The organism is Alteromonas sp. 4NS20-0143 (assembly GCF_057542855.1).
Map to the genome: position 1 here is coordinate 210,816 of NZ_BAAJLR010000003.1, position 24,450 is coordinate 235,265.

The following is a 24,450-nucleotide window of genomic DNA, read 5'->3' on the forward strand; positions in this document are numbered from 1 at the left end:
ATTATTAGATTCAAGTTTTTTCGACTTCACAAAAGTGATTTGAAGCGCTTCACATGCGCATCCCAACCCAAGTTTTCTTCTACAAACATTCTAGAGCTCAATTCCCATTCTCGAAACGTATTATTCTGTAAAATTGGTAGTAGACCTTCATAGATCTCTTCAGGACTATTGCAGTCTATTATGCTACCTGTTTTACCAATAGACATCGTCTCTCGTGTACCTCCAGAATTGCCCGCGACGACCCCTTTTCCACATGCTTGTGCTTCAACCAAAACCATCCCAAAGCCTTCTATGTCATTGCCAATAGTTCTGTTTGGTAATATAAACAAATCACAGTTTTGGTAACCGCAGATTAAGTCATCATCATTGAGAGTTGTTAAGATTTGAACAGATTTTTGTAATTTCAGCTCATCAACTTCTTTTAACAAATCGTCGAGACAGTCTCCTCTACCAACAATAACGTACAGTAAATTGGGTACATACTTTAAAAGTTTTGGCAAAGCTTTGATCATGTAATCTTGTCCTTTGCGCCTTTGCAAACGACCAACAGTCAGAAGCACCGTTTTTCCTTGCCACCCCATTCTGTCTCTGAATTCGGTATTCTCTTTCACAGGGCGGAATAACTCTAAATCTACCCCAGGGGACAGCACCTTGCACTTGCTCGGATTTGTATACCCTAATTCAACAGCGAGTCTCGCGGAGTTTTCACTATTGCATATTAGATACTTACTACTTTCACAAACTTTCTTGACCATCCAGAATTGTTCGCGACTAGACGAGGCTGTTTCTATATCTTCGCCATGGATAAAGCATATAAAAGGTATGCCCGTAATTTTTTTAAGCAGCCACGCGATAACGCCCTCGTGAATCACTCTTCCACAATGAATTTCTTTGATATCAAATTCTTTTACTATTTTCTTTAACTGCTTGATAGCTTGCCAGTAAAAGCGAATACCTTCTTTACTCACAAATCCCCATTCTGGTGAGGAGAGCGGCATTCTAATTACATTTAGCGAATGCGATTTATCGAATTCTTGTCCGCCTTCACACGAATTAGTTGCAACTACAATACTTTCTTTAGGTAGTCGACTGTATAACTCCCAAAACCATCTGCCAGAGCCCCCTTCTAAAGGGGGAAAGTTCTCTGTGAGCACTAAGACTTTCTTCAATGTTCGAAACCTTATTCAGTAATGAGTTTGTAAAAATTATGTTTTTTTCCAAGATATTCAACACCTTCTATAGAAAGGTGTCCGGGATCTCTGTAATAGTAGATATTTTGCTCGAACGTACGACAATTGGTATCGTCACACATCATTTCTCTTAAATCATAATATTTCAAATGATAATTAAACTTCTCTAAGAAATTGAAAACATCATAATTTCTAACCTCTCCGCTATTATTCGCAAAATTACAACGGTTCTTTTCACCACCAAACCAATCAGATTTTGCTAAACATGCCCCAATGTTTCTGCCCGTTACTGGAGGGGGAGAAACTATTACAGGAGTAGCGCCCAAAGATGCTATAAATTCGAGCGTTGAAGACCACGCCCTTCCAACTTCATCATAATTCAGCTTTTTAGTCTCACTGGAGTTAGTTAAAAATTCACTGGTTAATTTAAGTGACGAACCTAAAGCAGAGGACACAACGACGAACTCAATCTTATTTTCTGTAAGCCAACGTTTTACGTTTCCGTTGAACTCCAGGCACTGCTCAGCGTTTTCGATGCCACCTAATTTAGTTACAGCAGCAATGCCGTCGAGCGGCGCACAACCACTCAAAGTATGTTGTATTAGCTTTGCATTAGGGTTAGATGACTGAATCCCTCTCACTAAGTGCATTGCATAAGAGTCACCCCATATGGCAATGTTGGGGCTTTCATCAGTTCTGCACTCACCCGCCAATGTAAACTGTCCATCACAGGCATAGCTTAAACCTTTGTTAACTTGAAGTTTTTCGGCTAAGTTTCGCATAGAAACTGCTCCGTTTTCTCTGTCCTGAAACCCTTTGTTAAAATGGCCAAGCGTTCCGATTATGAAAATAGCCGCCAAGCCCGCAGCTGAGAAAGAGAATACTGCCATCGTGCCTATTTTTTCTTTTTTTCGGAAAGGTTTTTCGACAAAGCGCCATGTCAAATAAGCCATTAAAAAATTCAAAATAATCAGTAAACCAAAAGAAATATGGGAAGGCTCATTTATAGTTATATTCCTTATGAAAGCAAAAAGAGGTTGATGCCATAAGTACGCGCTGTAACTAAGCACACCCAAAAAAATAACGTATTTTTGCGAAAGTACTTTATATAACGACGAGCTTTCATGTATGAATAATATTACCAATAAAGTTCCAACTGTTGGCAAAAGGGTATAAAAGCTCGGGAACAGGGTATTTTCATCGTAATAAAAGATGGAGCAAGCAATTAAAAGAAAGCCAAAGTTAGCAACATTTGAATTAGGATTAATGTTGCTTTTATGGTTGTTATAAAAAAATGCGCCAGCACTTCCGACAAAAAGCTCCCACGCCCTAAAAGGTATTAAATAGAATGCTGTTTGAGGATTTGAAACCACCATTTCATGCGATGCAAAGAAGCTGACAAGTAACAATATCAATACCCCAGGAAATATGTATTTTTTATTAAATTTGTAACCAAGCAGCATTAGCACTGGAAAAAAAATATAATACTGCTCTTCGACAGCTAGGCTCCAAGTATGTAAAAGAGGTTTTAACTCACTGATAGTGGCCCAATAGTCGGCTTCTAACCAAAAAAGAATGTTCGAAGAAAAAGTAGATACCGCAATTAAACTTTGAGAGAAGTCTTTCATCTCTACCGGGAATAGTGAAACCCAAGAGAGTAATACTGATACAGAAATTACTACGAAAAGTGCTGGCAATAACCTTCTTGCTCTTCTCTCATAGAACGAGACGACCGAAAATGAGTTTGATTCTAATTCCTGAATAATAATCGAAGTTATCAAGAAGCCACTAATGACAAAAAAAACATCAACTCCAACGAACCCCCCTTCAAAGAGAGGAAGCTTTGCATGAAAAAAAATAACAGGAAGAACAGCAACAGCTCTTAGCCCGTCTATTTCGGGACGATAATTCACACTTTTTTATCCGTAAAATTAACTTTATCCATTTTTCAAACTTACCTCTTGAAGCATCTCTACTGCATGATAACCAATAACCTTGCGAAGTTTATAAGCAGGTAGTCTTTTTTGTGAATTATCGAGCCAACCTCCGCTATTCTGGTCAAGATAATTATTGACGGTAAAACTACAACTTTTTGCAAATGCCCCAACAAGGGCAACAGAACTACTTTGCATTCTAACTTTATAAGCCAAGAGCCTCATTAACTCGGCCTGTGCCCACCAAACGGGCTCGGCAACGATAAGATTGCCTTCATAGTCACTTCTAGCCGATAAACTGCCAACTTTGCTATCCCAACCTGCAATTGTTGCAAAGTCGTACAAGCGCTCAGCTACTTTCCTAAAACGACTATCAAGGCCCTTGTCGACCGCCGAGTGTAACAAATAGGCCCATTCAATCTGATGACCTAACTCGATGTAACCACCATCGCCAATAGGAAGTGGTGCGTCAACATTAACGTAGTACTCAGCGAGATAACCTTCTTGCTGCAGCAGTTTTTCTTCAACGAATTGAGCAGTAAATTCAATATCTTGCCACACACTTGGGCTTTGCGTTACATCATATAATACAAGCAATGCCTCAAATAAATGCATAAGTGGGTTGATTGACCATGTGTCGGTAGACGCTTGCGAAAGGTTTCCTTGCTGTGAAGCTCTGGCCATCGTTAAGCCCATAGATAATTCGCCAAGCATCCAGGTTTTAAGTGCCGCATCTAAATAGCGTTTGTCATGCGAAACCCTATAAGCATGAGCCATGGCGAATAGGGCAAAAGATGTACTGTACTCCGTTGGTCCATAGCGTTTTTCTGTATCGTTTCGATTTATACTTGAATGCCATAACACTCTGGTTTCATCAAACATGGTTTCCAGCATGAGATCAGTACTTTTTACCATTGCATGCAAATAACGAGGTTCTTTTGTGACGTCATAGCCCTTGGCAAACAAGTACACCTGCCTAGCTTGACTGTAAGTTTCCACCTTATCCGTAGAAGCAATCTGCCAATTAGTATCGAAGGTTTGAACCATGTAATTGTTATTATCCTTTGCCCAGTTAAGCCTAGGATCGGTTAAGTGCAACATCTGCTTTTTAGCCAACTCTGGACTAAGCATTATTCCTGCTTGCTTGTTTGCAGCATCACACCCATACAGTATTAGGCTAAGCACGCAAAGAAGTGATAATGTGAACAGTTTTCGAATCATAGTTTTCCCCTGTACCAGCTTGCTGGCATACGCTGCAGAACTAATTGCTTTAATCTAACCAGATGATATTGCTTGCTAACATGGAGCAGTAGTGAAAACAATACGACATAAACCAAACCAAACATAATCAATTCTGCGGCTGCTTGAATATAATGGCTTAGCGCTAACTGCGCGTTTGGAAACGGCTCAGTCACTAATAACCAAGCGGGTACCATAGCGGCAACTGTAAACCCTACTATCAAAACGCAAAGTAACACCACAGGCGTTAACAATCGCCAGTGACCTTTAAAAAACCAAACAAGCAGCATAAGCGCCATTATCAGCCCGGTAATCGAACGCGCCCAAGCAAGGTGCTTCAAACTAAACTCGTTGGCAATCGACCAACCAAGGGCCAGAGCAATGGTGGCGAGAGAAAGCAGATCAAACATAAACAAAAACTGCACTTTCCCCATAGCAATTAGAGCAGCATCCAAAACTTGTACAATGCACCAGTAAAAAAATAGGATTGACAGCACCGGCAGCAGTTCAGCAGCAATAAGCCAATTTTCGCCAAGTAATATATACACAATCGGCTTGGCATAAAAATAAAGCGCCGCTAGTAAAGGAATGCTGATCACGAATACTACCAGTAATGAAAAAGCCACATTATTGAGTAGTTCTGCTTCGTTTTTCCTGTCATTTTTAAATACTGCAAGTAACGGCTCGATAGCTGGGCTCAGCAAATAATGAGCAGGCATCATAGCCAGTTCGCGAGACATGTGGTAATTACCTAACAAGCCCGCATTAAACCATTTGGCGACTACAAATGTGTCAATTTGTGAGCGCGCATAACCTAATAAGTGCTTCCCTAACATCCACTGGGAAAACGCCCACTGTCGCCTGACATGCTTAAACGTAAAGTATGGCTTACCTTTTAACACAACGAACGATAATACCAGGCCGAATAGAGCTACCATCACATCGGTGACTAAAAATGCCCAGTAGTTGCTCAAAACTAAAGCTAGTGTAATTAAAACAGGCAAGGCAAACAGTCTCTCCAATAACGAAAGCCAAAAAAGCGGTTTAAAGCGCAACTGCCGTTTTAGTAGCATGAGCTTATGACTTTTCAAGGCCTGTAAGGGGAGAATAATAGCACTAACCCTTATTGCGTCAGTCAAATGAACAGCATCAAAAAAATTCGCAACTAAAGGGGCGGTTACCACTATACCGAGCGCTATAGCTACCTTTAGCAGAAGGTTTAACGACCATGCAGTATGCAAATCAGAATGCGAGACAATATTTTTTTGTATGATGTACTGCTCACTCGCTGCATGGGAAAGAATATCAAACAAGTATAAGACCATGCTGACAATGGCAATAAAGCCGAAGTCTTCAGGAGCCAGTATGCGCGCAACAATGAATATGCTAATTAAGCCAAGTATTTTACCCAGCAACTTTGCAGCAACTGAAAAAAATGCACTATTGACTACGCGATTGGCATCAGACATCGGGCTTACTTTGCCGCTTGTGAAATGGCATGGTGGGAGCCATTGCACCAAAGAGCATGAAGAAGAACCACATTCCCGTACGCGCCGAATCAGTTGGGTCACCAAACAATCCAAAGGCTAATTGGCCGGCCAAAAAAGCGGTAAACACGGCTGAAGGTAAACTTAATAACTGATGACTGCGATAAAAAGCAATGTAAGCCGAAACAATTAACGCTGCTATGAGTGCCCCCCCAATTAAGCCAAACTGATAGGCAAAACTCAGGTAAATATTCTTTACATGCCAAACTAAATGCTCGAAATCATAATAAAAAAACCAAAAATCGCTGCCGTTAGCAAATGAGGGGTTGCGAAGCAACTGCTTCCCAAAGGCATCAGTAAGCGTTACTGACTCAATAAGTAAAGGCACTTTACCCAGCGTAGCCTTAAAGGTGAGCGCAGCAGGAAGAGAAAAAATATTGTCTGGCGTTGCCGTAAGACCCATTAAATAGGTTCTACTTTGCCCTTCATGCGTAGCAGGTAAGCTCTGTTGAATGGTATTACCACACCCTCCTGCCCAAAACTCAAAAATGATCATGTTACGCCTGCAAATAGCCGCTGCCACTTTTACTTCTTCCTTTGCCTGATAAGTTATTTCAAACAAATAAGCCCCCTCTGAGTCTGCACTTAATCTTTGGGCGAACATCAAATCTGCCCCTGGAATAACATTTAATGTATCATTCCGATTATCTAGGGCAAATGTACCAATTCTGTCTAATTCGCCCTCACCCGAGAGCGCGTAGTTGGTTGGCATGGTTCCTAAACCATGTCCTAGCGCTATATTAGAGGCACTCCATCTACCGCTATCGATAATACCCTGCCAATGTTCCATTCGCGTATTAAAGTCGCTAGCACTTGTTTCTGCTCGAATGTTTATTCGGGCTCCTGAAAAGGCTGCTGCCAATAACACACCAAATAACACCAGTGTAATCGTTTCGGTAACTAAGCGCGGTAATTCAAATATGCCGTGGCGTTTTATGACAAAAAGCGACGTGAACGCAATAAGCGGCAGGCTAGTCGCAATATAAAGTGCCGATGTAGAAACCGTATTAACATCAACCCACTGACTATTATTGAAACTATCAACATTAATGTAGAAAAAGCCAATATGACCAATAATCATTCCAATAAGTTTTATGACTAAGTTAATGCTGCGAACTTGGCTTAGCGCAATGGTTATTATGTACAACAAACCTGCTGATAGCTCGGCATAATAGCCTGTGTATTGATGTAGTGCGTAAACCGAGTATACTAAAAACGAATAAGCCAATAGATTTCCAACAACCAAACTAAACGTCATATTGGAATATCCTGGCTCTCCTATGTTGTCTACATTAGGTGCAGAGGTGCTGCGCCACCTTTCAAAAAAGTACAATGTGCTACATACAGCCATTGAAATAAAGCTTGCTGCGTATGTTGCCCGGGTGAACCCCATTAATACGCAATACATAACTGCAACAACCGCTGCAATTGCAATAAACCGAACTGCATTTTGTTTAAAGAAGAAACAAGCGCCGAACACAAGGGGCAGTAACGTAAGGTAAAGGCCATCAATACTCTCTCCACCGGTATGCATACCACTTACAATGCCCGTTGTTCTATAAGCGGAGCTTAGGTTGAAAAAAGTGTTTACCTTAGTATAACCATCTGCGCCTGAGAATAATGTTCCAAGCACCTGCTTTTCCCACATCACAATCACAAATGACGCAAACGCAGCCAACATACTAGCCTGCAAAAGATGCTTCAGTGCCCTTGTGCTATCACTTCGTTTTTGTTGATTAAACGCCCATACCAGTACTAATGCCCATACAAAACCCTTAAATATAACGAAGCCGTTTAAAGGCGATACATAAAAATTAACAGAGAGCGGCTCGAATACGTTAAACCACGAAGAGTCAAATGATGTTAATAAACAAAATACAACTAGCAACACGCTAAGAAGCAAGTGGCGCGATACTTCATATTCATTTCGGTATTTTATGAAAAAGTAAGCGCCAGTGATCGCAACAAATATGTCTAGTTCGTCTACTAAATATCGCCCTGTCCACGGAGCTAAATTTATTGCGAAAGTGGCAAATAAAAGCACGTAAAGCCACGTAAAATTGAAGTATCGCAATGCCGCGATATAAGCTGACGCCGTTAGCAGCAGGGGGATGTGGTAAGAAGGGAAAGTAAATAAGCCCACACAAGCGAACAAAGCCAAAAGCGCTGCAAAAAATAGTGGCAGCAAACCACGAGAGGATAAAATGGTATGATTCATTCGGTCGCTTACTCCGTGCGATTAAGAGGTTAATAAAGTATTAATGCTGTAATTGCACAAAAGTTTGACCAAGCACCTTAAGGTCGTCGTCTTCAGACATTGCTACCCACAATCTACCGCCGGTATTTTTGCCCCCTAGAACGTTCACTGTTTGACGAAGCTTTGCCTGTATAGCATTTGTGAACACTGTGCCTTCTATCTCGTACCACTTTACTATACTCAACGTTTTGCCACTTAAAGAAACCACGTCGTAAACAACAAAATTGTATTGGTCTATGTTCAAGGTACGCGTGCCCCGCAAAGAAAAACGTTCGGGGTCGAACACTCTATGCAAATCGCTTACTAACTCGTTGCCTTGCTCACTGAACCACGCTGTATGAACTTTTACCCTACAATTTGTGCCTTCTATGAAAGCCTCTTCTTCTATATCTGGGTTTTGAATTAAAGGGCTCCAAACCCTTTGATTGCATTTATCCGTTGTCACACCACTAAGTACAGGCGAGGGTACTGATAAAGGGGTGTCGCTTAAATTTGATATTTTCGCCACCCATAATATTGCTAAAGAACATGTAATTACCGCAGCAAAAATAACGAAACGCTGCACGCCAACAATGGGAGCAAGCAATGTTAAACTAGGCTTAGGTGTTGCTTGCTGCCTCATCAACTCACCAATGCCCAATAAACAAATAATAACAAACGCAAAAAAGAACCAGCCATAAATTAGGTGATCTGCTCCAGCGGCGTGCTCCATGTCTGTGCAGTAAGCAATAAGTATGATGCCGTAAACCCTGACAACGTTAGCTACGATTGGGAATAGCAACGATATTCCCACAAAAATAACGCGACGTTTTACTGTTACTAAATTTAAGTAGGCATACAAGCTACCAATAACAAAGCTTGCAATAAAAAAGCTTACCCCTGAACAAGCTTCGGCCACAAGAAAACGCCCCTGCGGTATTTCGATATATAGACCGCTGCGAAATAGTGGTATTCCCGACAGCCTCAGTAATGCAACCGAGCCATCGGCTGCTATTTCTTGTAAATAAGGAATTAGCTGTTCGCCTACTGGCACGCTAAAAAACATAAAGCATAGTGGGAATAATATAACCCTAGCGGCCGCGGTGCCTATCATTAGCCAAATAAGTGCAGGCAACAAGGTGAAAGTGGCTGCATGCATAAAAAGCTGAACGTCGCCAGCCACACCCAATACGTACAAAAAAATAGCCGGTAGAATGACGATGAACGCAAGCGGCGTGGTTAGGATAGGTGTAGAAAGTAATTCTTGGCGCTTAAGATATATAAGGTACAGCGAGCCAGGTACGATGAAAAAGCCGTGATTGAAGATTTCATTTCCGTACCATACGCTTACAACAGTGATTACCCCCTGCCACGAAAACACTAGCCATAGGCCAAGTATTAATAAAAAAGAGAGGTAAAATGCTTTATTAGCGCCGAACGAAAAATTGCCACGACCCTGTGATGTTTCCCCGTCATGAGCAGTTACATTTTCCATTGCTACGTCGCCCTCTTATTATTTTATTGGCTAGCGTGAATATACCATCACCGAACAGGTTTATTCGATGTGATAAGCCGCCTGCATGGTTGTCCAGTTAAAATCTTTTAGTAAACGCTCTACTTTACCTTCCATTTTTGAAAGATTGATATAATGGCGCACTTTAGACTTCCAAGGTGCAGTGTCGAACTTAGGCTGCTGTGCGTCTATTTCCCAAGGGTGAAAATAAAAACTGTATGGCGCATTTTCGGTTTTCATAAACTCACTAATACGACGTTTGGAAAGCCAGTACGGATAAAGTCTAAAATAGCCACCACCGCCTATACCGATATTGGTTTCTTTTTTCCGTATCGTAGGTATAGGAATTTCAATTAGCCCATTATCTCGCTGATATTTAAATCGCGGCCACTCTGGTACTCCATACAAATCATGGTTAATTGGGTAGGTACTTGATGAGTAGGTAAAACCCAACTCTTTTAACACATCGTAAGCCCAGGTATTAGAGTCATTAATTGAGAAGCTGGGAGCTCTATAACCTTTCAGTTCTATCCCAGCAATGTTCTCTAAAATATCTTTGCTTTGCCTTACATCTTCACGAAATTCTTCTTCAGACATTGTGGTGGCGCGCTGATGCGCCAAGCCGTGACTAGCCAACTCATGCCCTTCATTAACAATACGCCTAATTACATCTGGGCAACGCTGTGCAACCCAACCAAGTGTAAAAAACGTGCTTTTAACATTATTTTTTGCAAACAAATCGAGCAGTCGATTGGTGTTGTCACTTACCCGTAAACTTATGCTGTCCCAATCTTTCTTTTGAACAACACCTTCAAATGCAGAAACCTGAAAATAGTCTTCAACATCCACTGTCATCGCATTTAAACGATTATCTAATTTCATTTTCTAGCGACCCTTCCCAAACAAGACAATTTCAACGGTTCTAATAAGAATTAAAATATCCAAAAGTAAGCTTTGGTGCTTAACGTAGTAAAGGTCGAACTTAAGCTTTTCCATAGAATCCTCAACGCTTGCGCCGTATGGATAATTTAGTTGCGCCCAACCAGCCAAGCCAGGCTTAACGTTATGACGTTGATTGTAATATGGAACTTCACGCACTAATTGTTCAACAAATTGAGGGCGCTCAGGACGGGGGCCGATAAAAGACATTTCGCCTTTAAACACATTGAGCAGCTGGGGTAGCTCGTCTACGCGATATTTACGAATAAAATTGCCTATGCGCGTTACTCGTGTGTCATTTTTGCTAGCCCATTTAGCACCATCTTTTTCAGCATCGGGGCGCATGCTGCGAAATTTTATTATATTAAAGAGCTTACCGTTAAGACCTACGCGCTCTTGCTTGTAAAATACTGATACGCCTGTTCTCCGCCCGTCGTCTAGGTAAATTACCAATGCAGTAAACAACATAATGGGCCACACAAAGAAAAAGATTACAAAAGCTATTAGAGCGTTGAATGTGTAATCGAGTGAATCTCGCAGGTAGTTTTGGGTTTGAAAACCATTCGAATAAATCACCCAACTTGGATACATGAGATTAACAACGATTTGCCCTGTTTCACGCTCCATAAAATCAAGTAATTCTGTAACTTCTATACCGCGTAATCTGCAGTCGAAAAGCACTTCTACAGGTAAGGTGCCGCGGCGCTGGTCACATGCTATTACTATTTCCTCTATTTCATTATCTGATATAAACTGCTGAAAGCTATCATCTATTTTAAGGTGTATTAGCTTTTCTTTCCGTATGCCCTCTTCGCGGTTATCTCCAGGAATTGGAACAAACCCGACTAGCTCAAAGCCAATTCTGTCTACATCTCTTCTCATTCGCTTTTCGATAATAGACGCTCGCTCTCCTGCTCCGAGTACTAATATTCTTGCCTTTCCAAGCCCAAGAAGACCCAAGCGGTTAGTAAAATAGCGAAATATTACTAGCGTAATTATTATGGCGCTGACGGCTGCAGGTAGGAAATAGGAATCCATGAGAAGATTATCGAAGAATGCACGACTTAGTACTTCAACTAGGAAGTAACTCAAACCTACGCTCACAAATATTCTGCGTATAATACCGCGGAAAGTCTCACGCAACTTCGCTTCGTACAACCCAACAGAGAGAGAACAGAGCAATATGGCAACAGTTAACATTCCAACATTAACAATAAGCTTCTCTATGGAGACGGGCGATGACATTTCCATTTGAGTAAGAATGAAATGAGAAATGTACCCCATGTAAGAAATAAGCAACGCTTCAGACAACACTAAAATATTTGAACGTTTACTTTGATTACGTTTGTTACTTGCCACCCCTGGCCTCCAAAAAAACTACAGCACTACTTCTATCATAAAGGGATTTATTGCAATAGACTAGAATTGTTATTGGCATTATAGTGACGTTTCCCGTAGGGTAAACGTGAAAAGCACAAAATAACCATAATGAGTGTAGGAAGATCTCTTATGTTCCGTTCTAAAAAGCTATCTAAATGTTGTATCTCTCTTGTTTTACTTGGCTTATATGGCTGTAGCAATACAGGGGTTCTACCTGAAGCTACTACAAGAGCATCACTAACCACTGACGTCAACGCCTACCAATATTTAATTGGCCCCGGCGATTCGCTTACTATTTTTGTTTGGCGAAACCCAGAAGTATCTGGGCAATTTATTGTTAGACCAGACGGTAAAGTTACCACCTCTCTTGTCGAAGATATTGATGTAGCAGGTAGAACGCCAACAATGCTAGCTCGACAAATTGAAGAGCAGCTGAGCAAATATATCAATAATCCACGTGTAACGGTAAGTGTGAATAACTTTACTGGGCCATTAAGCGAACAAGTTCGCGTTATTGGTGAAGCAACGAACCCCAGTGCCGTTAGTTATACAGAGCACATGACACTACTAGACCTAATGATTGCCGTAGGTGGGTTAACAGAGTTTGCAAACGGTAACGACGCTAAATTAGTACGTGTGGTTAACGGTAACCAACGCACCTACGAAATTAATATCGACGACTTGATAAGAGATGGGGATATTTCTGAAAACGTAGATATGTTACCGGGCGATATCGTTATAATACCAGAAGCTTGGTTTTAAACTTCATTCAAAAGCCAATGTATAAGTAGTTAACGGAACAAAACACAATATGCAGGATTTACAACAAACGCTTACCCAAATTCTCGATTACGTAAAAGGAGTTTGGATAAGAAAGCGTTACGTAATTATATTTTCATGGCTGATATGTCCTATCGGCTTTTTTTATGTCGCCTCATTACCCGACACCTATCAATCGAAAGCGCAGGTTTTTGTTGATACACGCTCAGTATTACAACCCCTCCTTCGTGGTTTAGCTATACAGACTAATCCGGATCAAGAAATTCAAATGATGGCAAAAACATTACTGAGTAGAAGTAATGTGGAAAAAATTGCACGTGAAAGCGATCTAGATATTACAACAGCTACAGAAAGCGAGTTTGAAGAACTTGTTACCTCGTTAACTAAAAGCATCAACCTATCGTCCACTAATAGAAGCAATATATACAACATATCATTTTCAAACGAGAAGCCGCTCATTGCACAACGCGTTGTTCAAGAAACTCTTGATTTGTTTGTTGAAGGCTCTTTAGGCAATAGTAGACGAGATACCGACACAGCTGGGCGATTTTTAGACGAGCAAATTGCTGAATACGAATCAAGACTGGCAGAAGCTGAGCAACGTCTTGCAAATTTTAAGCGCCAATATAACGATATTTTACCGTTATCTGGTACCTACTACTCTAGACTTCAAGGGTTAAATGGCGAGCTCGAAGCCACTCAATTACAAATAAAACAAACTCAACAACAAGCCGCATCACTTAATGAACAAATAAGCGGCGCAAAGCGCACCGATAATTTTGGTGTTTCCAACCAGGACGAGCCCGCCTTACGCACTCGGTACGATGAGCGTATTAGGGGATTAGAAGAAGAACTAGACCGACTTACATTGCGGTTCACTGATTTACACCCAGATGTTGTAGAAACCAAAGCATTGTTAGAAAGCTTAGAAGAATCTCGAGCAAAAGAAATAGATGCATTTTTAAATCAGTCTGATGAAAATGGTAGCCAGCCGCTCACTGAGTTGAACAGAGAGATTAAACTTGAAGCTAGCAGGCTCCAAAGCCAAATAGCATCACTTCGCGTTAAAGAAGCTGACCTACAGAACAAGATTATAGGCTTAGAAAGTAAGGTAGATTTAATACCTCAGATAGAGGCAGAGTCTACAGCACTTAACCGCGACTACAGCGTTACGCAGCAAAAGTATCAAGAATTATTGTCTAGAAAGGAATCTGCAGATCTTTCTAGGCGAGCAGATGTTTCTTCCGAAGATCTACAGTTTCGTATTATTGAGCCACCTCTGTTGCCCAAACGCCCCTCAGGCCCGAATCGCCTAATATTCTATACAGCGGTACTTGTAATTGGATTTGGAGCTGGTATAGCTGTTGCGTTTTTGGTTAGTCAGTTAAACCCCGTATTAATAAGGCCTAAACAGTTGCTAACGTTGTCAGATTTCCCTATTTGGGGAACAGTTACGCATTTGAACATAGAACAAATTAAGAAAAGTAACCGAACACGGTTAATTGTTTTCTTAATGTCCAGCGGTACAATTTTAGCTATGTACAGCATTTTGATGGCAGCAGAAGTTATGAACATTGATTTATTTGGAGGGCTTATTTAATGAAAAACACTATTGAAAAAGCGCTTCAGAAACAAAAGCAAAATAAAGCAGCTGAACTTGAGAACGCGAAAAATGCTGAAGAAGTTAATGTTGCACAAGAGCTTCCTGCTGAAGCAAAAAGTGTACTCACTGCCAACGCGGGCATAGTTGTTGAAAAGACAACAGCGAGTGCTGAGACAACTGTGAAAGCAGAGAGAAAGAAGCCTGAGCAGTATGGCTTCACAATTGATTTTGAACGCTTGGATAAAAACGGGCATATATCGCTTAATGGCGAAAGAAAACAGATAAATGAAGAATACCGAGAGATAAAACGTAAATTGTTGGCTAATTCATTTGGGGCTTTAGCTAAAACACTGCACAACCCGAACATTATTATGGTCACCAGTAGCCGACCTTCAGAAGGTAAGACTTTTACTGCTACTAACCTAGCCATGAGCATTGCCTCTGAGCAAGATAAAACGGTTTTATTGGTAGATGCTGATGTACTTAAGCCAAACGTGCTTAGAACATTAGGCCTCGAGAACAGGCAAGGGCTTATGGAGTACTTAAAAGGTGATGTAGAAGATATTTCTGACGTACTTTACCCAACCAATATTGATAAGCTTAAAATAATCCCAGCTGGTCGATCTCACCACCTCTCAACAGAATTGCTTGCCAGCCAAAAAATGCACGATACTGTAGATGAATTTGCAAATCGCTATCCCGACCGAATTGTTATTTTTGACACTCCACCATTAATCGGAATAAATGAAAGTGCTATTTTGGCAAACTTTGCAGGACAAGCCGTAGTGGTTGTTGAAGAAGGAAAAGCTAAAATGTCAGATATTAAATTGTCTGTCGAACGACTTAATCCGGAAATGGCGATAGGTTTTGTGGTTAATAAGTCGGTGCACAATGATACCGATGGAAGCGGATATTATGGATATTATTATGCCGAGCGAACTAATTAACACAAAAACAAAGAGACTTGCAGTCGCTACCTTGGCATCTGCTGTATCTCTAGCTTGTGGCGGCCATGCGAGCGCCAATTTGGAGGTAACAGCAACAGCGTCTGCAGAAAGTGTCTTTCAAGATGTTGATTCACAAGAAAACGGTACATTTTCGTTTACAACGCTTTCTATTAATCCAACGGTGAATGCTTCTTATCAGTCGCGAACTTTTAACGGTTTGTGGCAGGGTAAACTTACGCATCTTGAACGCGACCAAAACGATGCAAGTCGCGAAGACACCTACGGTGAGTATAGCTATTCAGCCAACTGGGCTCCGCTCGATGAACTTCTTGTTTTTCAAGCGTCAGGGGCGCTCAATTATCAAAATGCACAAGCTGGTAATTTTTTAGTTTCTGATTTTTTTACCAATGCTGATGCATTGGCGAAAACGCGCTCAAACAGAATAGGTGTTACTACCACCATATCGCAAGGTGACTGGATTCGAGGTACCGGGCAAGCCTCATATTCTGATGTCGCCTCTGAACGAAATGCTTTAAATAATGGCTTCGCGCTTAATAACGATACTTACCAGTTATCTGGAACCCTAACTAACGGCGACGAGGCTGAATATTTAATCTGGAATGTTAGCGGCAGTTTTCAAAACACCGATAGAGCTCAGGCTAGTCAGGGGGAGTTTATTTCACGTAATGCTTCTGGATTTGCCGATATTCATTTTTTACCGAATTGGGCGGTGAGGGTTACTGGAACTCACGAGGGCAATCAGATATCGGCCCGAACTGACACCTCGAGCTTGGTACGTAAATTCGACTCTTATGGTGCGGGTATTACCTATCGCCAAAGCACAAACCGCTTCATATCGTTAACAGCAAACACAACAAGTTCAGACTTAGATGATGACGACAACGAAACCTTTATAGGTTTAGACGCCCAGTGGGCCTTAAGTACTCGAACACAAATTTCAGCGACTTACGGTAGACGTTTTTTTGGTGAAACCGCCTCTGCAAACATCAGCTATAACTCAAAATATTTTCGAACTGCTTTCGGTTACTCTGAAGATGTTACTAACGTTTCACGATTACTTGCAAATCCAGAGAATTTAGGTGTGTTTGTATGTCCAGCTAATTCTGGTTCAATTGCCAGCTGTTTCCAACCCAATAGCTTAAGTTATGTGCCGAGCGCAGATGAGCAGTTTGTTCAATTAACAACGCAAAACCTTGAGTTTAACGACGACATCATTATTCGAAAAGCAAGCAACTTTCAGATGGGGTATGACTTTTCACGAGTTACCATTGGTATGTCTTTTCGTTATTCTGAAGACGATGCTATTGACCAAGACAGGCTAACTCGCACTTATTCTGTTGGCTCTACGTTAGCTTATAGACTAGGAAGCTATACCAATATTAATGCCAGCGTTAACTACGCAGAGATAACTCAACGATCAGACACTTTTGAAGGTGGAGACAGTGAAAACTGGAATGCTTCACTTGGGTTAGAGAGAACCTTCGGTAGGTCGCTTACCGTGAGTGCAGATTTGAATTATGTTGATAGAAGTGGCGATCTACTGAACGGCGGTGGCGGAATAGGCAACGGCTTCTTCGGTGCAAACTTCACTGATAGACGCTTAACGCTAGGTGTAACTTATACCTTCGATTGATTCGCCTTATTGATGCAAACTCGATAGTCTGCAACACTAAAGCACCGTTTTGTTGTAGAGAGGGCGCAATTACATCGCCCTTTCTACAACCACCAGCCTTTATCTTTTAAGTCGCTCTAAGATAAAATATGGCAGGTTTTAAGAAACTACACAACAATACACTGACTGCGTATTACTCCACCTTACTATCATCACTCTTAAGCCTTACATAAGTCTTAAACTTCTTCTTCATCAACTTATCGACGTACTGCGTCATTTTGACTTTTTGCGATATTGCCGCATCTAGGGCATCCACCAGCTCAGCCAGCATATCTAGGTAATACTTTGTATCGCGAATAACGTTACCCTCAGGCGTCATTATCGTTTTGCTTTCAGGGCTGTCGGCAAAACCCATGTGCTCTGTAATCTCTGCGCCCGATTTATCAGGCTCGAACATTTCAGCTTTCACTTCTTCAATCACTTCATCGATTGATTCCGCGTTAAAAGTGTCTAATTCTTCTAGGAAACCGTAAAGCATGATTCTATCCATTAGGGTATTCACTTTACGCGGAATACCGCGGGTGAATATATGGATTCGCTCAAACGCCTCATCAGAGAAAAGCTGTGCACCGTTCCACCCAGCATGATGCAACCGATACTCAATATAGGCTCTACACTCTTCCAAGGTAAGAGGCGCCAAATGACACGACGCCACGATACGCTGTCTAAACTGCTCCATATTAGGGGCGCGCAATATAGGTTGCAGTTCTTCTTGCCCCAACAGAAAGCTTTGAATAAGGGGCTTACCATTGAATTGAAAATTACTGAGCATACGCAGCTCTTCAATAGACTCTAGTGGCAAATTTTGCGCCTCGTCTACGAGAAGCAGCGCGCGACGCCCTGCTCTATTCAAATCGTATAGAAAAATTTCTAAGGCTTTTAAGATGTCTGCTTTGCTTCTGCCTTCAGTCGCAATATCAAATTTCGACGCCACCATTTTCACCAATTCATCTGGCGACAGCTTCGGCGTCACAATTTGCGCAGCGGCGATATCATCTTCAAGCTCTTCGAGCAGGCTATTGGCAACTGTGGTCTTCCCTGTGCCTATGCCGCCGGTTATCACGATAAACCCTTCGGCTTGAGACAATCCATACTGTAGATATGACATTGCTCTTTTGTGCCACTTACTAGCGAAGAAAAAAGCAGGATCAGGCGTTAGCTGAAACGGTTTCGAGTTAAGTCCGTAATAACTTTCGTACATGAAAAATACCGTGTGATGTTGCTGTTATCAAAGCGCAGAAAATAACGCGCGTCTCTGTTTATATTGGCTGTTTGTATTAGCTGTTTATCTTGCCTATTTGCAAAAGCTAGATGTAACTGGCTGAAGCATAAAGTGGTGTATATTACACCACCTTTTACTTGCCCTAGCCCAACTTATTTTTTGTTATTCGTTCAATAATACCTGTTGTCGAAACGCCATCGGCAAAGCTAAGTACTTTCACTTCTCCGCCGTTTTCCATAACGTCTGTACCACCCGCTATCTGGCCAACGCTGTAATCGCCACCTTTAACTAGTACATCGGGCAGTAGTCGAGCAATAATACGCTGGGGCGTGTCTTCACTAAAGGGCACAACCCAATCTACTGCACTTAACCCTGCTAGCACAGCCATTCTTCGACTTTCGTTATTTACCGGTCGGCCAGGCCCTTTAAGCTTGGTTACCGAACTGTCAGTATTCACCGCAACAATTAACCTATCTCCTAGCTGCGATGCCTCTTCTAAATAGGAAACATGGCCCGCGTGAAGGATGTCAAAGCAACCGTTGGTCATTACTATGCGTTCACCTCGCTCTTTTGCCGCTTTTATCGCAATAGCGAGCTGATCTTCATTCATTACGCCGCCATCAAGATGGACAGACTCTTCGCCCAAAGCTAGCGCTAGCTCTGTGTTCGACACCGTAGATGTACCTAGCTTACCTACCACCACGCTTGCGGCCAAGTTAGCCAGCACGCAGGACGCTTGAAGGGGAAGTTTACTCGCCATTCCCACTGCAATGGTAGAGACTACCGTATCTCCGGCACCAGTGACGTCGTATACTTCTTTGGCTTTAGCGGGCAAATGAAATTCTGTATTGTCACCTTCAAACAGCGTCATACCATCTTCAGAACGGGTAACTAAGAGCGCGCCGATATTTAGCTCTTCCTTTAGTTTGCCTGCTTTTTCTACCAGCTCTTGTTCAGAACTTACTTCACCAACCACGCCCTGAAGCTCATCCATATTTGGCGTAATAAGCGATGCACCTGCGTATTTTTTGAAATCGCTTCCTTTGGGATCTACAACCACCCGCTTACCTTTCGCTAGCGCTTTTTCAATTAATGCCGCAGGATTACTTAAACATCCCTTTGCGTAGTCGCTTAAAATGACAATATCAGCTACGTCTAGGGCATCATCAAAGGCCTGCTCTAACGCCGATTTGTCAGTATTAGCAAAACTTTTTTCAAAATCTAAACGAAGTAACTGTTGGTTGCGGCTCATTACTCTTAGCTTGGTGATCGTATCGAAACCGTCGACGGGGAAGAACTCACAGTTAATGTCGTGAGTGTGCAGACGTTCTTTTAAAATGTTGGCGTTTTCGTCATTGCCACACATACCCAGCAAGGTCACTTTTGCACCCAACGTCGCTACATTTACCGCTACATTGGCGGCGCCGCCTGGGCGGTCTTCTGCACTATTGACGTTAACAACAGGTACGGGGGCTTCGGGAGATATGCGCCCGGTACCGCCACTCCAATACCGGTCTAACATGAGGTCGCCGACAATAAGCACTTTCGCTTTGGTAAAATCTGGTAATATCATGGCAAAACAACCCTTTCCGATCTTTAAAACTATTGGAACGAGTATAACAGCCATGTCGAGCAATACCCACCAGCGAAAAGATCTCTGTGAAGCGAAAAACCCTCCTGCCTGGTACTTGTATTTGATAGAGAACAGACTGGGTCAGCTCTACACAGGTATTACTACCGATCCCAAAAGGCGGATAGCTCAGCATAGGGGAGAAAAAGTGGGCGGAGCAAAAGCACTGAAAGGTAAGAGCCCTCTAACCTTTCGTGCTATTTTTCAACTATCAAATAAGTCTGAAGCTGCCGTGCTTGAGTGTAAGGTTAAAAAGTTAACACGAACGCAGAAAAACAACATTATTCAGTCAGGCAAACTCGAATTTACAAATAGGGGCGGCACACTCACACTTAATTGCATAAAGGCCGAATTTGTAGACTCACTACCCACCTAAAACCGCATTGATAATCATGGCATTACCAATACTCAACGTGAAACCCAAAGCGGCCACACCGATGTTGTGCTGCTGATCTACTTCTTGACGAAAGTTCATACCAAAAAGAATTATCTTTTTATTTGCCAGCACCAACAAATGCAATGCGATTGTTAAGCCCACACTCACCAATAACCATCCGGTCACGTTACTGACATAACCCGTAGGCTCATAAATAAGTAAGTTCTTCGCTGCAGACACTATCATTGCAGTGCCTAACAAGTTTCCGGCATGCTCTATAGCCAACGCTATTTGACCGCCCTCTAGCGCACCTTGAAAAGAGTCATTCTGATTGTCCTTGGCATATCGAAACTCAAGTATGCGGGTCATCACTAACAGCATGGTTAACACCACCGCAAAACCCGTCACAATGGCGATAACCGCATTCATGTCGCTTCCGTTCACCCACAGCATAATATTGCGAAGTACAATCGCGCTTGCAACTAAGCTGGCCGCGTCCACTAGGGCAACACTTACACTGCGCTCTGCAATCATTTCAGGGGTATCGACTTTATTGAGCACAAGTTTGTCATGAGCAAAGCGCCCAAACTTTACCAATATTATGCCTACAATACCGAAGGTTAGCATGGCAACGGCAGCATCTTTATAGCCCATACCCACATGCCGCCCAACTACCGAACTCAGCACAATACACAGCGACAACATACCCCCGGCAATGCTTATACCAAAAGCGAAATTATCTTTTACACCAAGCTCATCGGTAACGGATGTTCGTCTAAAGGCCCCTGTTAACCACTTCATCACCATTAAAAGTGCGAGTGCTATGCCCACGTCCATGGCAAGGTAAATCAATAATTCTTCGGTAAGGGGTACTAGTTTTACTAAAGCTTCCACGCTATCTTTGCTCCTTGCACTTTACCGACTAAATAAACAATCTGTATATCGACCAGCGAAACCGTCATTTTTTATCTGGCTTATTTTTCATTCACTGGCATACATTGCTACTACACATCGTAAAGTGATTATTTTTATAAGACTTGAGGTTAATGCGAGTATTATGCCAATAGAAAAGGAAAATAGCATGGCTAACGTTGAACTAGCTGAACAGTATTGGCAAAAATTAGTGTCAGTTTATGAAGACGGGAGCATGAAAAGCGGCACAGCAAAGTGCCCGAACGAAGACCATCAAGAGGGAATAGAAAACTCTAGCCAAGAGTTATTAGCGCATAATTTGGCGCACAGTTTGACTCATAACAAAGCAGATATTCTCACTGCATTTTCTCGCTCAGCGTTTTTAGCAGAGCACCTTATTCAGTATCCCCACACGTTAGAGAGGGTGCTTACTCTGCCTCCTTCCGATAATCCTTGTAGTAATTCTTCTAGTAACCCAAACGATACTGTTGATAAAGCTTCTAAAGGCAGCGCTTTAATTTATTATCGCGCCGAGGTTTCAAAACGCTTAGAAGGCGTCAAAACTGAAGATGAGCTGTTGTCAGCGTTACGGGAGTGCAGAAATACTGAGATGGCCCGCATAGCCTATGCTGACGTGCTAAATAAACAAGCTATTTTAACCTCTCTCGCTCAAGTCTCCGCCCTCGCCGATACACTAATAGTTGCCGCCTATAACTGGCTATATAAAGATGCAGCAGCGCGATACGGCACACCCGTATCAGCGCACAGCACAGGACATAAATCAGAGAAATGCCCCGCACATATGTACATTTTAGGTATGGGCAAACTAGGTGGTAGAGAGCTGAACTTTTCTTCCGACATCGACCTTATTTTTGCCTACCCTGAAAAAGGCGAAACTCAAGGGGGTCGAAAAAGTATTGAAAACCAGCAATTTTTCACCAAGCTAGCGCAAAAGCTTATTCAATCACTCAATAAAATAACAACCGATGGACAGGTGTACCGCGTAGATATGCGACTACGTCCCTTCGGCGACTCTGGGCCGTTGGTTATGCACTTTGCTGCTATGGAAGATTATTATCAAGACCAAGGCCGCCATTGGGAAAGATTTGCAATGGTAAAAGCCCGCATTATCAATGATGATAGTTCTGACGATGCACAGGCTTTGAAAGACATCCTCAAACCCTTTACCTTTCGCCGTTACCTCGACTTCACTACTCTTGATGCCTTGCGCAACATGAAAAAGTTAATAGCCACAGAGATCAGGCGTAGAAAGCTGAGCAATAATATTAAGCTGGGGGCCGGCGGCATTCGCGAAGTTGAGTTTTTCGCTCAAAGTTTTCAACTCATCCATGGTGGCAGAGAGCCAAGCCTTCAAAGTAAGTCACTACTTACTACGCTTACCGCGCTTTCAGATATGGACATTGTTGAACAAGATGTCACGCAAGAATTAAGAGACAGCTATCTGTTTCTTCGCAAAGTAGAGCATACGTTGCAACAGTGTCGCGACAGACAAACCCAAACACTGCCAGACTCCGATTGGGAGCAAGAGGCTCTCATAGCGGTTATGGGCTTTGAGACATACGAGGGTTTTTTAGACGTACTAAGTACTACTATGAAAACCATCCATGGGCATTTTAATGAGCTAGTGGAAGAATCTCATGAAACTCATTCTGATGAGGATGCACTGTTCAGTGCGTGCCAAGACGCATGGCAACTGACGTTAAAAAGCGATGAATTTATAGACGCTTTTAGCGATCATCTTTCAAGCCGTGAGGCCATGGGTATTTTCAACACGCTGATAGAGTTTAAAGATACTCAGCGCAATTACCGAATTGGACAGCGTGGAGAAGATACCCTCACAAAACTACTGCCTGAAATTCTTTATGTGCTGGTTGTTCAGCACCCGACAAACTCTGTTCAGGTTTTATCTCGATTACTAGGCGTGATTGAGGCTATAACGGGTCGCACAACCTACCTTGATTTGTTGCTCGAAAACCCTGATGTGCTGAAGCAATTGGTAAAGCTATGTGAGAGAAGTGGCTGGGTTGCACAAGAAATTAAACGCTTTCCGCTGCTATTAGACGAGCTCCTCACCCCGTTGTATTTGGGCCAGCAAAACACAGATATTGCCACCAGCAAACGGGAATACGAGCAAGACCTCAGACAGTCTATGCTTCGCATTGAGCAAGATGATGTGGAGCTGCTTATGGATGCATGGCGCCAGTTTAAGTTGTGTCAGCAGCTTCGAATTGCCGCTAGCGATATCAGTGACTCACTTCCCATCGCCAATGTAAGCGACAAATTGACTGTATTAGCTGAAGTGATACTGGAAAATATTGTCAGCGCCGCGTGGATGCAAATGAGTGAACGCTACGGCACGCCTTCCCACTTAGAAGGCACTGATAAGGGGTTTGGCGTTGTAGGTTACGGAAAGTTAGGAGGCTATGAACTAGGATATGGCTCTGATTTAGACTTAGTATTTCTGCATAATGCGCCTAGCGGTATAACTACAAACGGTAAAAAGCAAATAGAAGCTCAGCAGTTTTATATAAAACTAGCCCAGCGAATTATGCATTTGTTAAACACCAAAACGTTATTCGGACAGCTTTACGAGACTGATTTGCGCTTGCGTCCCTCTGGCAATGCTGGCCTGCTGTGCTGCCATGTAAATGGTTTTGAAAAATACCAAAATGAGGAAGCATGGACCTGGGAACATCAGGCGTTAGTAAGAGCAAGAGCCATATGCGGAGATAACAATGTACTTGAAGCATTCAAAGCCGTGCGTAAGCGCGTGCTGACGAAACAACGAGAGCCATCAAGCCTTGCTGAAGATGTGTGTAAAATGCGGATAAAAATGCGTGAGCATTTGTTGTCTAAAACCGAGCAAAAAGTAGATTTAAAACAGTGCGTAGGGGGTATTACCGATATTGAATTTATGACCCAATACTGGGTACTCGCGAATTCTCATAACATTGAATCAATGACGCAGTTTACCGATAACCTACGCATTTTAGAAAATGCTGTTGAAAATAAAGTTATCGAAGCAAACACCGCCAAAGGCCTGCAAAAAGCGTATCTAAAACTAAGAGAACAATATCATCATTTAACGCTGGCAGATTCAAAATTTGCGGATCAAACTGAAGAGCTCGACGAAATACGTGAGAATGTTAGAAAACACTGGGACATTTTATTTAATAGACACAATTAATTCGGTGCTGCGTTGCTCTCTGTCTTCTTAACGTTAAACTCTCAACATTAAGTAGAAAGCTAGATGTACAGTTAAATTGAAAGTTAAATAAAAAATTAATG

The 24,450-nt window shown here is 42.2% G+C and carries 17 protein-coding genes; 6 read left to right on the top strand and 11 right to left on the bottom strand.

The genetic code is table 11. The features are described 5' to 3' along the window. Positions 1 to 26: 26 nt before the first annotated feature. The 8 genes from AC27HD_RS08215 to AC27HD_RS08250 are packed head-to-tail and all read right to left on the bottom strand — an operon-like array spanning position 27 to position 11,957. On the bottom strand, positions 27 to 1,169 hold the full coding sequence (locus tag AC27HD_RS08215; protein WP_487104971.1) for a glycosyltransferase family 4 protein: 1,143 nt from the start codon (positions 1,167 to 1,169) through the stop codon (positions 27 to 29). An 11-nt stretch (positions 1,170 to 1,180) separates the two neighbouring features. Further along, a complete protein-coding gene (locus AC27HD_RS08220; RefSeq protein ID WP_487104973.1) occupies positions 1,181 to 3,103 on the bottom strand; it encodes an acyltransferase family protein in 1,923 nt (640 codons plus the stop codon). A 24-nt stretch (positions 3,104 to 3,127) separates the two neighbouring features. Then, positions 3,128 to 4,345 (bottom strand): AGE family epimerase/isomerase, encoded by a 1,218-nt coding sequence (locus tag AC27HD_RS08225; protein WP_487104975.1) that lies wholly within the window; start codon positions 4,343 to 4,345, stop codon positions 3,128 to 3,130. Then, on the bottom strand, positions 4,342 to 5,832 hold the full coding sequence (locus tag AC27HD_RS08230; RefSeq protein ID WP_487104977.1) for an oligosaccharide flippase family protein: 1,491 nt from the start codon (positions 5,830 to 5,832) through the stop codon (positions 4,342 to 4,344). Before AC27HD_RS08230 ends, AC27HD_RS08225 begins: the two co-directional genes overlap by 4 nt. Beyond that, positions 5,825 to 8,128 carry a hypothetical protein gene (locus AC27HD_RS08235; protein ID WP_487104979.1) on the bottom strand — a complete coding sequence of 768 codons (2,304 nt, stop codon included), beginning with the start codon at positions 8,126 to 8,128 and terminating at the stop codon, positions 5,825 to 5,827. Before AC27HD_RS08235 ends, AC27HD_RS08230 begins: the two co-directional genes overlap by 8 nt. A gap of 40 nt (positions 8,129 to 8,168) precedes the next feature. After that, a complete protein-coding gene (xrtA, locus tag AC27HD_RS08240; RefSeq protein ID WP_487104981.1) occupies positions 8,169 to 9,641 on the bottom strand; it encodes an exosortase A in 1,473 nt (490 codons plus the stop codon). A gap of 60 nt (positions 9,642 to 9,701) precedes the next feature. Continuing rightward, the gene (locus AC27HD_RS08245) at positions 9,702 to 10,541 is read right to left on the bottom strand and encodes an XrtA system polysaccharide deacetylase (protein ID WP_487104983.1); all 840 of its coding nucleotides are present in this window, start codon (positions 10,539 to 10,541) and stop codon (positions 9,702 to 9,704) included. Positions 10,542 to 10,544: 3 nt separating this feature from the next. Beyond that, on the bottom strand, positions 10,545 to 11,957 hold the full coding sequence (locus AC27HD_RS08250; RefSeq protein ID WP_487104985.1) for a TIGR03013 family XrtA/PEP-CTERM system glycosyltransferase: 1,413 nt from the start codon (positions 11,955 to 11,957) through the stop codon (positions 10,545 to 10,547). A 150-nt stretch (positions 11,958 to 12,107) separates the two neighbouring features. Between AC27HD_RS08250 and AC27HD_RS08255 the strand changes: the two genes are divergently transcribed. From AC27HD_RS08255 to AC27HD_RS08270, 4 genes are read left to right on the top strand one after another with little or no spacing between them, the layout of a single operon-like run. Continuing rightward, complete coding sequence (locus AC27HD_RS08255) at positions 12,108 to 12,740, top strand: XrtA/PEP-CTERM system exopolysaccharide export protein (RefSeq protein WP_487104987.1); 633 nt, start codon at positions 12,108 to 12,110, stop codon at positions 12,738 to 12,740. Between the two features lie 49 nt (positions 12,741 to 12,789). Then, positions 12,790 to 14,358 carry an XrtA system polysaccharide chain length determinant gene (locus AC27HD_RS08260; protein WP_487104989.1) on the top strand — a complete coding sequence of 523 codons (1,569 nt, stop codon included), beginning with the start codon at positions 12,790 to 12,792 and terminating at the stop codon, positions 14,356 to 14,358. Then, positions 14,358 to 15,308 (top strand): XrtA-associated tyrosine autokinase, encoded by a 951-nt coding sequence (locus AC27HD_RS08265; RefSeq protein WP_487104991.1) that lies wholly within the window; start codon positions 14,358 to 14,360, stop codon positions 15,306 to 15,308. The genes AC27HD_RS08260 and AC27HD_RS08265 overlap by 1 nt, the downstream gene beginning before the upstream one ends. Beyond that, positions 15,289 to 16,962: a TIGR03016 family PEP-CTERM system-associated outer membrane protein gene (locus tag AC27HD_RS08270; RefSeq protein WP_487104992.1), complete on the top strand. Its 1,674-nt coding sequence runs from the start codon at positions 15,289 to 15,291 to the stop codon at positions 16,960 to 16,962. The genes AC27HD_RS08265 and AC27HD_RS08270 overlap by 20 nt, the downstream gene beginning before the upstream one ends. A 172-nt stretch (positions 16,963 to 17,134) precedes the next feature. Here the strand turns inward: AC27HD_RS08270 and AC27HD_RS08275 are convergent, their stop codons facing one another. Further along, entirely contained in the window at positions 17,135 to 18,202 is a 1,068-nt protein-coding gene (locus tag AC27HD_RS08275; protein ID WP_487104994.1) for an XrtA/PEP-CTERM system-associated ATPase, read from the bottom strand. 163 nt (positions 18,203 to 18,365) lie between these two features. After that, entirely contained in the window at positions 18,366 to 19,796 is a 1,431-nt protein-coding gene (hldE, locus tag AC27HD_RS08280; protein ID WP_487104996.1) for a bifunctional D-glycero-beta-D-manno-heptose-7-phosphate kinase/D-glycero-beta-D-manno-heptose 1-phosphate adenylyltransferase HldE, read from the bottom strand. Between hldE and AC27HD_RS08285 the strand changes: the two genes are divergently transcribed. After that, positions 19,795 to 20,229: a GIY-YIG nuclease family protein gene (locus AC27HD_RS08285; RefSeq protein ID WP_487104998.1), complete on the top strand. Its 435-nt coding sequence runs from the start codon at positions 19,795 to 19,797 to the stop codon at positions 20,227 to 20,229. The two genes, hldE and AC27HD_RS08285, sit on opposite strands and share 2 nt — an antisense overlap. Here AC27HD_RS08285 and AC27HD_RS08290 read toward each other — a convergent pair. Further along, positions 20,218 to 21,123 (bottom strand): DUF350 domain-containing protein, encoded by a 906-nt coding sequence (locus tag AC27HD_RS08290; protein WP_487105000.1) that lies wholly within the window; start codon positions 21,121 to 21,123, stop codon positions 20,218 to 20,220. The genes AC27HD_RS08285 and AC27HD_RS08290 overlap by 12 nt on opposite strands. A gap of 163 nt (positions 21,124 to 21,286) precedes the next feature. On the opposite strand from AC27HD_RS08290, the gene glnE reads away from it, so the two are divergent. Next, on the top strand, positions 21,287 to 24,349 hold the full coding sequence (gene glnE / locus AC27HD_RS08295; RefSeq protein WP_487105002.1) for a bifunctional [glutamate--ammonia ligase]-adenylyl-L-tyrosine phosphorylase/[glutamate--ammonia-ligase] adenylyltransferase: 3,063 nt from the start codon (positions 21,287 to 21,289) through the stop codon (positions 24,347 to 24,349). Positions 24,350 to 24,450: the final 101 nt, after the last annotated feature.

Coding starts and splice junctions, on each gene's coding strand:
- AC27HD_RS08285 (WP_487104998.1), top strand. CDS start 19,795: ATGGCAAAACAACCCTTTCCGATCTTTAAAACTATTGGAACGAGTATA.
- AC27HD_RS08275 (WP_487104994.1), bottom strand. CDS start 18,202: ATGTACGAAAGTTATTACGGACTTAACTCGAAACCGTTTCAGCTAACG.
- xrtA (WP_487104981.1), bottom strand. CDS start 9,641: ATGGAAAATGTAACTGCTCATGACGGGGAAACATCACAGGGTCGTGGC.
- AC27HD_RS08265 (WP_487104991.1), top strand. CDS start 14,358: ATGAAAAACACTATTGAAAAAGCGCTTCAGAAACAAAAGCAAAATAAA.
- AC27HD_RS08230 (WP_487104977.1), bottom strand. CDS start 5,832: ATGTCTGATGCCAATCGCGTAGTCAATAGTGCATTTTTTTCAGTTGCT.
- AC27HD_RS08245 (WP_487104983.1), bottom strand. CDS start 10,541: ATGAAATTAGATAATCGTTTAAATGCGATGACAGTGGATGTTGAAGAC.
- hldE (WP_487104996.1), bottom strand. CDS start 19,796: ATGATATTACCAGATTTTACCAAAGCGAAAGTGCTTATTGTCGGCGAC.
- AC27HD_RS08260 (WP_487104989.1), top strand. CDS start 12,790: ATGCAGGATTTACAACAAACGCTTACCCAAATTCTCGATTACGTAAAA.
- glnE (WP_487105002.1), top strand. CDS start 21,287: ATGCCAATAGAAAAGGAAAATAGCATGGCTAACGTTGAACTAGCTGAA.
- AC27HD_RS08270 (WP_487104992.1), top strand. CDS start 15,289: ATGCCGAGCGAACTAATTAACACAAAAACAAAGAGACTTGCAGTCGCT.
- AC27HD_RS08235 (WP_487104979.1), bottom strand. CDS start 8,128: ATGAATCATACCATTTTATCCTCTCGTGGTTTGCTGCCACTATTTTTT.
- AC27HD_RS08255 (WP_487104987.1), top strand. CDS start 12,108: ATGTTCCGTTCTAAAAAGCTATCTAAATGTTGTATCTCTCTTGTTTTA.
- AC27HD_RS08225 (WP_487104975.1), bottom strand. CDS start 4,345: ATGATTCGAAAACTGTTCACATTATCACTTCTTTGCGTGCTTAGCCTA.